The sequence below is a fragment of the Gemmatimonas sp. genome, assembly GCF_044376735.1.
In the GTDB taxonomy this organism is placed as follows: Bacteria; Gemmatimonadota; Gemmatimonadetes; order Gemmatimonadales; family Gemmatimonadaceae; genus Gemmatimonas.
Map to the genome: position 1 here is coordinate 1 of NZ_JBILKJ010000105.1, position 9,802 is coordinate 9,802.

Annotated in this window: 7 protein-coding genes; 3 read left to right on the forward strand and 4 right to left on the reverse strand. The window is 67.4% G+C overall.

Translation table 11 applies throughout. The features are described 5' to 3' along the window. The coding region (locus tag ACIRA7_RS12310) for an amidase family protein (RefSeq protein WP_396221141.1) at positions 1-1,003 on the reverse strand (1,003 nt) is incomplete at its 3' end. Between the two features lie 106 nt (positions 1,004-1,109). Then, positions 1,110-1,808, reverse strand: a complete 699-nt coding sequence (locus ACIRA7_RS12315) for an energy transducer TonB (RefSeq protein ID WP_396221142.1) — start codon at positions 1,806-1,808, stop codon at positions 1,110-1,112. Positions 1,809-1,943: 135 nt separating this feature from the next. Between ACIRA7_RS12315 and ACIRA7_RS12320 the strand changes: the two genes are divergently transcribed. From ACIRA7_RS12320 to ACIRA7_RS12330, 3 genes are all read left to right on the forward strand, one after another. Next, complete coding sequence (locus ACIRA7_RS12320; protein ID WP_396221143.1) at positions 1,944-3,479, forward strand: deoxyribodipyrimidine photo-lyase/cryptochrome family protein; 1,536 nt, start codon at positions 1,944-1,946, stop codon at positions 3,477-3,479. 162 nt (positions 3,480-3,641) lie between these two features. Then, entirely contained in the window at positions 3,642-4,796 is a 1,155-nt protein-coding gene (locus ACIRA7_RS12325) for a carboxypeptidase-like regulatory domain-containing protein (RefSeq protein ID WP_396221144.1), read from the forward strand. Positions 4,797-4,965: 169 nt separating this feature from the next. Then, complete coding sequence (locus ACIRA7_RS12330) at positions 4,966-6,615, forward strand: S8 family serine peptidase (protein ID WP_396221145.1); 1,650 nt, start codon at positions 4,966-4,968, stop codon at positions 6,613-6,615. Positions 6,616-6,657: 42 nt separating this feature from the next. Here the strand turns inward: ACIRA7_RS12330 and ACIRA7_RS12335 are convergent, their stop codons facing one another. Both ACIRA7_RS12335 and ACIRA7_RS12340 read right to left on the reverse strand, forming a co-directional pair. Next, positions 6,658-8,541 carry an ankyrin repeat domain-containing protein gene (locus ACIRA7_RS12335; RefSeq protein WP_396221146.1) on the reverse strand — a complete coding sequence of 628 codons (1,884 nt, stop codon included), beginning with the start codon at positions 8,539-8,541 and terminating at the stop codon, positions 6,658-6,660. Next, the coding region (locus ACIRA7_RS12340) for a DUF1552 domain-containing protein (RefSeq protein ID WP_396221147.1) at positions 8,534-9,802 on the reverse strand (1,269 nt) is incomplete at its 5' end. The genes ACIRA7_RS12340 and ACIRA7_RS12335, both read right to left, overlap by 8 nt.

The window sequence follows — 9,802 nt, forward strand, 5'->3', positions numbered from 1 at the left end:
CCAGCACCATGCCGCCGTGACGGCTCACGCGGCCATAGGTGGGCCGCAGGGCGCTGATGCCGTTGCGAATGGCGGGCGACACGATCGATCCCTGCGTCTCGGTGCCGATCGAGAACGCCACGCAGCCGGCGGCCGTGGCGGAACCGGGGCCGGTGGAGCTACCGCTCGAGCCGATGTTCGTGTTCCACGGATTGTTCGTGCGTCCGCCGAACCACCAATCGTTCTGCGCGAACAAACCCGTGGCCAACTTCGCCAGCAACACCGCACCGGCTTCACGCAGACGCACCACCACGTCGGCATCGTAGTCGGGAATCTGATCCTTGAAATCGACCGAGCCCCACGTGGTGGGGACGCCCTTCACCGCGAACAGATCTTTGATCCCGTACGGCACCCCGTGCAGCGGGCCACGGTACTTCCCGGCGGCGATCTCGGCGTCGGCTGCGTCGGCTTCGGCGCGCGCCTGCGACGCCATCAACGTGACGACGAAATTGAGCGTGGGGTTGAGCTTCTCGATGCGCGCGAGATAGATGTCGGTGATCTGCCGCGACGTGATCTTGCGCGCCTTGATGAGCGCCGAGATGCGATGCGCCGGCAGGAACGCGAGGTCATCAGGATTGGTGGGGACCGCCCCGCTCCACTTCTCCACCGCGTGCGGGGTGCGCGTGAATGCCGCCGCGCCGCGCTCGCGCACCACCTTCTCCATGAGCGCCCCGGTGCCGCCGGGATATGGCATGAACTGCATGGCGGGCGCTTCCCCGTTGCCGAGCGGCACCGGCGGCACCTGCGGCGGTTGGGCTGCGCCGCTGGCCAGACCGCCCCTGCCGCTCGCTCTCGCCGCTGCATCCTGCGCACCAGCCGCCTGCGCACCGAAGGTGCTCGCCGCCGCGGCCACCAGCGAGAAGAACATGAACTGCCGGCGGTCTACACCAGTCGCCGATTCATCGTGGTCGGCGGCCGCCAGTTCGGCCTCGGCCTGCTCCAGCACATCAAGGGGGGTATCCACGCAGGGGCTCCAACAGAAAGAGGCATCGGAACGGGACGCGCAACAGTGATCCGAATATCTATCTCCGTACGCACTGCCGCGAGCTTTGTTGCGCTCGCCGTGTCGGTCAGCGCTCGATGACGCCCGGCGGCTGGATGCGGAATACGAACGGCTGCTCGACCAGCTGTGCGACGGCCCGACCGCGGAGCACGGCCGGACGATACTTCATGCGCACCAGCGCCGTGCGCACGGCGTTCACGAATTCGGGGTCGGGCTTATCCAGCACGACCAGCGTCGCGGTGTCGACATGTCCCACGGTATCCACGATGAAGCGGGCGTACACCACGCCCTGCACGCCGGCCTGCAAAAGGGCCGGCGGATATTGCGGGCCTTCGGCCGACGGATCGAGCGAGACCGTGGAGTCGACCTCGATTTCGCTGTACGCCTTCTCCGAATCGCTTGACGGGCTGGGAAGGTCGATCAGCTCACTCGCGACGTCGCCGATACTGCCACGCGGGGCGGGCAAGCTGCCACGCGGCGACGGCTCGCTCACGGGGATCGTCACCGACTGCAAGCCGCCCAGCCCGATGAACTGAACGGATTCCTGCGTGGGCGGTGGGGCCGACTGGCGGATCGGCGCAAGAAACGTCACCGCTTCGTCGACCGACAGCGTCGGGGCGATGAGGTGCAATGCCCGGGCACCGATGACCGCGACCGCGACCAAGGCGGCGTACGTGCTGATTCCGAACAGCTCCGCGCCCACCGCGTGCAGGGCGGTGTGGCGCGTCGATTCGATCAGCGTGAGACGGACTCTGGCGTGTGGCATGTCGCTACCCCGAGGGTGCGAGACGACAGCGGGAACAGCGGCACCCTGCTGAATCAATGCGGGGGGTGGCATGGGTTGGCAAGAGGGGAATCGCGACGGGAACGGCGGATCGGTCGATGACCGTTGGAGTGGGACATGTCCGCTCTGCAACTCCTCTGGTACAAGCGGGATCTCCGGATCGCCGACCACGCGCCACTCGCCGGTGCGACCGCTGCCGGTCCGGTACTCGCCGTGTATGTGCACGAACCCGAGCAGCAACACGCTGCCGACCGGGACCGGCGACACGAATGTGTGCTGCGCGACGCCCTCGACGAACTGCAGACGGCGCTGCACGCGCGCGGCGGTCAGCTGCTGGAATTGCATGGGGCATTGCCCGATGTCTTCGCCACGCTGCACGCGGTCCTGCCCTTCACCGCCATCTGGGCGCACGAGGAAACAGGGAACGCCACGAGCTATGCGCGGGATCGTCGTGTCCGCGCGTGGGCGAAGCAGGCTGGAATCACCATGCGCGAGCTCCCCAGCAACGGCGTGGTCCGCCGGCTCGCGTCGCGCGACGGCTGGGCCGACACGTGGCAGCAACGCATGCGCGCGCGCATCGTGCCCACGCCCAACCGAATCCTGACGCCGCCGGCATCGGTGACCGACGCCGCCTGGCATGCCTTGCCCGCTGATCTGCGCTGGGCCGCGGCACCGGTGGTCGCGCCAACGTGGGCCGATTGGCAGCGCGGTGGTGAGACGCGTGCCCACGAGCTGCTGCAGTCGTTCCTTTCGGCACGCGGTCAGGACTATCGACGGGCGATGTCGAGTCCCAACGAGGCGCCGGCATCGTGCAGCCGCATCTCGACCGCGCTGGCCTTCGGCACGTTGTCCGTGCGTCAGGCGTATCAGGCCGCGCGCCGGCGCGCCCGCGAACTGCGCGATGAGAACGACGGCCGTCGGGAACTGGACGCCGCGCAGTGGACACAGAGCCTGGTGAGCTTTGCGTCGCGTCTGCATTGGCACTGTCATTTCATCCAGAAGCTCGAAGACGAGCCGCGCCTCGAGTACGAGCACTACGCTGCGATCTTCGACGGCGTACGGCCGAGTGAGCCGGACGTGGAGCGACTGCAGGCCTGGCGCGACGGACAGACCGGCTACCCGCTGGTGGACGCCTGCATGCGATCGCTGCGCGTCACCGGCTGGCTCACCTTCCGCATGCGCGCGATGGTGATGAGCTTCGCGAGTTACCATCTCTGGCTCGACTGGCGACACACCGGCCCGATCCTCGCGCGCTGGTTCACCGATTACGAGCCCGGCATTCACTGGACGCAATGCCAGATGCAGTCGGGAACGACCGGCATCAACACGATCCGCATCTACAATCCGTACAAGCAGGCCGAGGAGCATGACGCCGCTGGTGCCTTTGTACGACGATGGGTGCCGGAGTTGTCGGCGCTCTCCGACGCGGACCTCGTGCGCCCCGAGCACACGCCGCTCATGATGCAACAGATGACCGGCTGCATCATCGGTCGTGAGTACCCCGCACCGATCGTCCACCATGAAACGGCGTATGCGTTCGCGCGCGACCGCATGCACGCCATCACGCTGGCCGCCCAGCGATCGGGAAGCGCCCAGCGCGTGTACGACCGCCATGGGTCGCGCCGCACGCCGCTCTCGGCGCGAACTCGGTAGCACGGTCGGCACATCATGGCGATTGACAGCGCTACGACCGACTCGCACTCTACGGATGCTACCGGACCATCCGTATACACTCACCGACGCCGCTGTGATGCCGTTCCGATGCCAGGGGTCCCGCACCAGCCACACCACATGCGCGTGAGAATCGGCGGGGCCGTGATACGGAGCACCGTCCAGCGCCTCGCCGTCCTGCTTTGGGCGACGCTACTCGCGCCGGTCGGGAGCGCCGCGCAGGGCACCGGGACCCTCTCGGTAACCGTGTCCGCGCAGCAGACCGGGGTCGCGCTGCCCTACGCCGTCGTCGCCCTCCCTGAGCGCACGCTGGAGCGATTCACCGACGCCGGTGGCCGTGCCACGATCATCGCCCTGCCTACCGGCAGCTACGAACTCGCCGTGCGCCGTATCGGCTTTGCCCCGTATCGGGGCCGCATCGTCATCGAGGCCGGCATCGTCACCACGGCGGCGATCACCCTCGCCCAAATTCCCGTGCAACTCACCGGCATGGTCGTGCGGCCCCGCGAAGTGTGCACCAACCCCGGCATGCCCGACCGCGTCCGTGAGCCCGCCGTGTACGACATCGTCGAGTTGCTGCGGGAGAACGCCGATCAGTTCCGCCTGCTCACGTCGCAGTATCCCTTTCGCTACGCCACGCAGCGCGTGCTCGCCGCCCTCACCGACAGCACGGTATTTGTGAATGTGGTCGATACGCTCGTGGCCGGGAGCCAGTCGTTGGGCGGGTATCGCCCGGGCCGGGTGGTGCGGGATCAGCGCGACCCCCGCGGCCTCAGGGAAACGACGATGGCGATACCGGGACTCTCGGATATCGCGGCGCCGTCGTTCATCGCCAACCATTGCTTCCACTTCGGGGGCGTACTGACCGAGGGGAGCGAAACGTGGGTGCGGCTCGAGGTTCGCGCCGCCGACAAGCTGCGATCCCCCGATGTGCACGGCACCTTCTTTCTCGACAGCGCAACGGCACAGCTCCGCCGCATGGAGCTCGAGATGAGCCGCCCCGACCGTCTGCCACGGCGACTTATGGGTATCCGCGCGGTCGCCGTAGCGACCACCTTCCGCGAAATAACCCCGGGGTTGTCGTTGGTCGATCGCGTGTGCGCCATCAACTGGCAGAAGCCGTTTCAGGGACGCGGCCGGAGTCACCCGGTCGAGCTGCAACAGCTCGTCGCGTATCGGTTCGATGCGGCACCGCCCGACGCACCCATCGTCAGCGCGTACGACGCGCCGGCGTGGCGCCCACGTACACCATTACGCCGCGACGTGCTCTGGTGCGATGGCGTGGGTGACGGCCCCTGAGCGCGGAGCATTCCCGGCCGCTGGGGTACGAACGTGGACAGCATTGCAATATTCGCGGGCATGTGCGGCATCGGCTATCGTCCACGAGCGCCAACCCAGCACGCCCACAACGCAGTCCCGCCGACCACCGACTCGACCACCATGACCGATGCAGCGTAGATCACTCCCCGTGTTTTCCGCGCGACCGTTCGCGTTGATGCTCTCGAGCGTCGTGTTGCTTGGCGCCTGTGCGCGCGGATCGGGCGGCGTCGCAACGGCGCCGGAGCCGGCGATGGAACCGGTCATGCAGGCTCCGATTCAGGTCGCACCGCCACCGCCCGCCCCGGTGTCGGGAGACACGGCGCGGGCGGATTGGCAGCGACTCGACTACGACACCGACAAGGTGATGGGCGTCGGCTCCGAGCGGGCCATCCGTGAGCTGCTGGCCTCGCGTCAGCCACAGCGGCGTGTCGTCGTGGCCGTGATCGACGGCGGCGTCGACACGGCCCATACCCGGCTCGCGCGTGCGATGTGGAAGAATCCGCGCGAGATCGCCGGCAACGGCAAGGACGACGACGGCAACGGCGTGATCGACGACGTGTATGGTTGGAACGCGCTCGCCACGGCCGACGGCGCGCCGGTGCGCTATGACACCTTCGAGCTCACGCGCCTGTACGCGGCCTGCCGCAACCAGCCAGCCGGGTCACTCACCGAGAAGCCCAGGGCCGACGAGTGCAGCACGCTCGCCTCGGCCTATCGTGACAAGGCGAAGGATGTGAAGGCGACGCTGCTGCAGGTCGAGAACATCGATGAGATCCTGCGCAGTGTGGAGCGCATGTTGGGCGCGGCGCTGAAGGGTGCGCCGATCACGCGGGGCGCCGTTACCGCGCTGCGGGCCACCACGGCCGAGATGGACGAAGCGAAGCAGATGTGGCTACGCCTGGATGCGGAGGGGCTCAATGCCGCCGAGATCGAGAGCGCGCGCGAGGCATACGACTCACAGGCGCGGTACGGACTCGACACATTGTTCAATCCGCGCTCGCCACAGCGCGTGGTCGGTACGCGCGACGTGACCGGCCCCGATGCCATGCACGGCACGCACGTGGCGGGTATCATCGGCGCGCTGCGTGGCGACGCTGCCGGCATGCAGGGGATCGCCCCGAATGTGGAGATCATGGCCGTGCGCGCGGTGCCCGATGGCGATGAGCGCGATGTGGACGTGGCCCGGGCGATCCGCTACGCGGTGGACAACGGCGCGCAGATCGTGAACATGAGCTTTGGCAAGGGCTACTCACCGGCCAAGGCGTCGGTGGATTCCGCGGTGCGCTACGCCGAATCACGGGGCGTGCTGTTGGTGCACGCGGCGGGCAACGAAGGCGAGAATAACGACGACACGCCGTCGTATCCCACGCCGCTGTTGGCTGGCGGCACGCGCGCGGCGAATTGGATCGAAGTGGGCGCGTCGAGCTGGAAGCCGCTCGCGGCGCTGCCGGCCGAGTTCTCGAACTATGGTCGCGAGCAGGTGGATCTGTTCGCGCCGGGTGTCGATATCCTCTCCACGGTGCCTGGCGGTGGACTCAAGCGCGAGAGTGGCACGAGCATGGCGGCGCCAGTGGTGTCGGGCGTGGCGGCCTTGCTGATGGCGTACTTCCCCGAGCTGACCGCCATGCAGGTCCGCGATATCCTGTTGGAGTCGGTGCGAAAACTCCCCGATCTCGAGGTACGTCGTCCGGGTGACGGATCGACGGTGAAGTTCACCGCCCTGTCGCGCACCGGCGGCGTGATCGATGCCTACGCCGCCGTGAAGTTGGCCCTGCAGCGCGTCGCGCCGCGGCCGTAGCGCCCTACGCGGCCGATCGGATTCCGATCGGCCGCGTGCCCATCAGCAGCTCTTGCACTTGTGGTTGTTCTTGGCGCCCATCTTCTCGAGCAGTTCGATGGTGTCGAGAAACGGCGGAACGCGCTGCACCGCGCCGTTCGCCATGTCCACCGTGGTCTGACCGGTGCGCGCCACCGCCATGACGTCGGCGCCCTTGCTCACCAGGTACTTGATCAACTCGTTGTCACCACGGGCCGCCGCATGATGCAACGGCGTGTAGCCCTTGAAGTCGCGGGCGTTCACATCGGCCTTGAGCTCTTCCACCAGGAACTTGACCGTCGGCACCCAGCTGTCGGGCGCATGCCGATGCGCGTTGGCCGCGAAGCCCTCGCCGTAGCCGGCACCGCTGGCCGCATGAATCGCCATGACTCCGGGACCGTTGTCGGGCACCGGCGGCAATCCTGACGGGTCCTTCCCCGCGGCGACATCGGCGTCGAGCTCTTCCGAGCCGGGCAAGCGACCAGCCGGCTTGATCGTCGCCACGTTCGGATCGGCGCCGTACTTGAGCAACAGCTTCATGGCGTCGAGATCGGTGCCGTACGCCGCACGCCAGAACGGCGTCGCGCCCGCTGTGCTCACGCTGAGCTGGTCGAAGTTGTACGACATGTACCAGAGGTGCTTGGTGAGCCGCACGTTCACATCGGCACCCGCCTTGATGAGCGCTTCCATCAACTCCAGATAGCTCACGGTCGACTGATACTGCGCCACCGGCTGTGGATATGCGGCCTTGGGCGCCCAGACCACGTTGATCACCGCATACAGCGGCGTGGCGTTCGCGGTGCTCGCGAGCTTCGGATCAGCGCCGCGATCGAGTAAGGTCTTGGCCAGATCGAAGCGTCCATTGATCGCCGCCATCAGCAGCGGTGTCGTGCTGTCGCCCGCGCTGGCATGATTGACCTTCGCTCCGGCCATCAACAGCGCGTTCACGGCGGCCGTCTGGCCATCACGAACGGCGAGCAGGAGCGCGGTGTTGCCACCCTTGCTGCCCACCAGATCGCCGTACGATGGGCCACGCGGCCGGCGGTCACCGGCGGTCGGCGTGATGCGGGTATCGGAGTTACCAGTGGGGACAGCGTCCTTCGCCGACGCCGAGGCAGCCACCGTGGGGGGCGCCGTCCTCGGCGTCGCCGCCGGGGCACCCGCAGGCGCGGACGCGGCCGCCGTCGGCGCCAGCAGGGCCTCCGCCGACTTCATCGCCGCCAACCGTCGCGACCGGGTGACCAAAAAGGCGCGGTCCTTCTTCTCCTGCTCGGGAATGCTCTGCGTGCGCGTCTCAGCTTCGATATCCGCGCCGCGCTTGATCAGCGCCGTGATCGCCGCCACGCGATTCGCCGCCGCCGCCCACATCAGCGGCGTCTGCGAAAACGCTGCTTCGCGCACGTTCACACTCGCCCCCTTGTCGACCAGGGCATCGATCGTGGCCGCATCACCGCTCGACGCCGCGAAGTGCAGCGCCGAGGCGCCGCCTGACGACGTGGTCGCCTTCACGTTCGCTCCAGCGGCCAGCAACGCCTTCACCGTCTCGGCGCGCCCGTTCTGCGCGGCCAGGTGCAGCGGCGTGTAGTTGCCGTTGCGCGTCACCGGATCCAGACGGGCGCCGGCCGACACCAGCATGCGCGTGGCCGCCAGGTTACCGCGCGACGCTGCCCAGTGCAACGCGGTCATTCCATCACCCTGCACTTCGTTGACATCGGCGCCCTGCTTGAGCAGCACGCGGAGCCCTGCGCTGTCGCCACGCATGACGGCATCGGCCAACGGCGAGTCTGACGCCGGCGAGCCGGCCGACAGGAGGAGCGCCGCGCCGAACGCCAGCCCTACCGCAGCGAGCCGTTTGCCGGCCCGCCGGATTGGTTGGCCGGCACCGGCGCTGTGTGCGCCATTACGCATGGGAGTTGAGGTTGAGGGCACCCGTGCTGTCGCCGAATGTGGTCAGATCGTTCATGCCGAGCGTGTGCATCATGCTGAGCATCGCATTCGCCATCGGCGTACCGTCCGGCGCCTTGATGTGCAGGTTGCCGGCGAGGCGATTCTCGGCCTTGCCGAGCAACATGAGCGGGCACCGGCGATGGTTGTGCACGTTCGGATCGCCCATCGGCGAGCCATAGATGATCATCGTCTTGTCGAGCATGTTGCTCTCGCCTTCCTGAATGCTCTTGAGCTTGTCGAGCAGGTACGGCAGCATCGACACGTGATATTTGTTGAGCAGCTGGAAGTCACGCACGCCCTTCTCCCCGCCGCCGTGGTGCGACGCCGGATGGAATCCCTTGTCGGTGCCACTTTCCGGATACGTACGGCTGGTGCCGTCACGGCTCATCTTGAACGAGAACACGCGCGTGACATCGGCCGCGAAGGCGAGCGCCTGAATGTCGAACATCAGCTCCACGTGTTCCTTGAACGAATCGGGTACGCCGGCCGGCGCCGCCGCCAGCTCGCGCTCCTCGCCGCTTGTGTTGCGCGCTTCGACCATCTGAATGCGGCGCTCCACTTCGCGAATGTCCGTGAGATAGCGGTCCATGCGGTGACGGTCGTCGGCATCGAGCCCGCGCGACAGCGACGTCATCTGCCCCGACACGAAGTCGAGAATGCTGCGCCGTGAGCGGCGACGATCGGCCCGCTCGGCGCTGTTCCCGCCAACGCCGAACAGCTTCTCGAAGGCCACGCGCGGATCGCGAATGACCGGCAGTGGTTCGGTGGGTGACTTCCAGCTGATGGAGTCGGTGTACACGCAGGCGTAGCCGTACGAACAACCGCCGGCCTGGTCGACATTCTCGATGCACAGCTGCATGGAGGGGATCGGCGTGTCCTGGCCGAAGCGCTGCGCATAGAGCTGATCGAGCGACGTGGCGATCTTCACATCCGAGCCTTCCGTCTGCTTCGGATGCGTCTGCGTGAGGAACGTGGCGCTCGAGCGGAAATGGTCACCGCCGATCTCGGGCGGTGCAGCCGGCTCGGCTTCGCGCACGTCGGTGTTGCTGATGATCGTCATGTACTCGCGGTACTTGTCCAGCGAGGACAGGGCCGACGGCGACAGATCGAAGTCACGTCCGGTGGCCGCGGGCGACCAGAAGTTGAGCTTCGCGCCGATGTCGTTCGAGCCGGCGGCACCGTGCACCATCTCGATGGCGATCAGGCGCGGCGCCGCGTTGGC

Bases quoted from the DNA above. Each gene is read 5' to 3' on its own strand.
- ACIRA7_RS12315 (WP_396221142.1), bottom strand. From the start codon at position 1,808: ATGCCACACGCCAGAGTCCGTCTCACGCTGATCGAATCGACGCGCCAC.
- ACIRA7_RS12320 (WP_396221143.1), top strand. From the start codon at position 1,944: ATGTCCGCTCTGCAACTCCTCTGGTACAAGCGGGATCTCCGGATCGCC.
- ACIRA7_RS12335 (WP_396221146.1), bottom strand. From the start codon at position 8,541: ATGCGTAATGGCGCACACAGCGCCGGTGCCGGCCAACCAATCCGGCGG.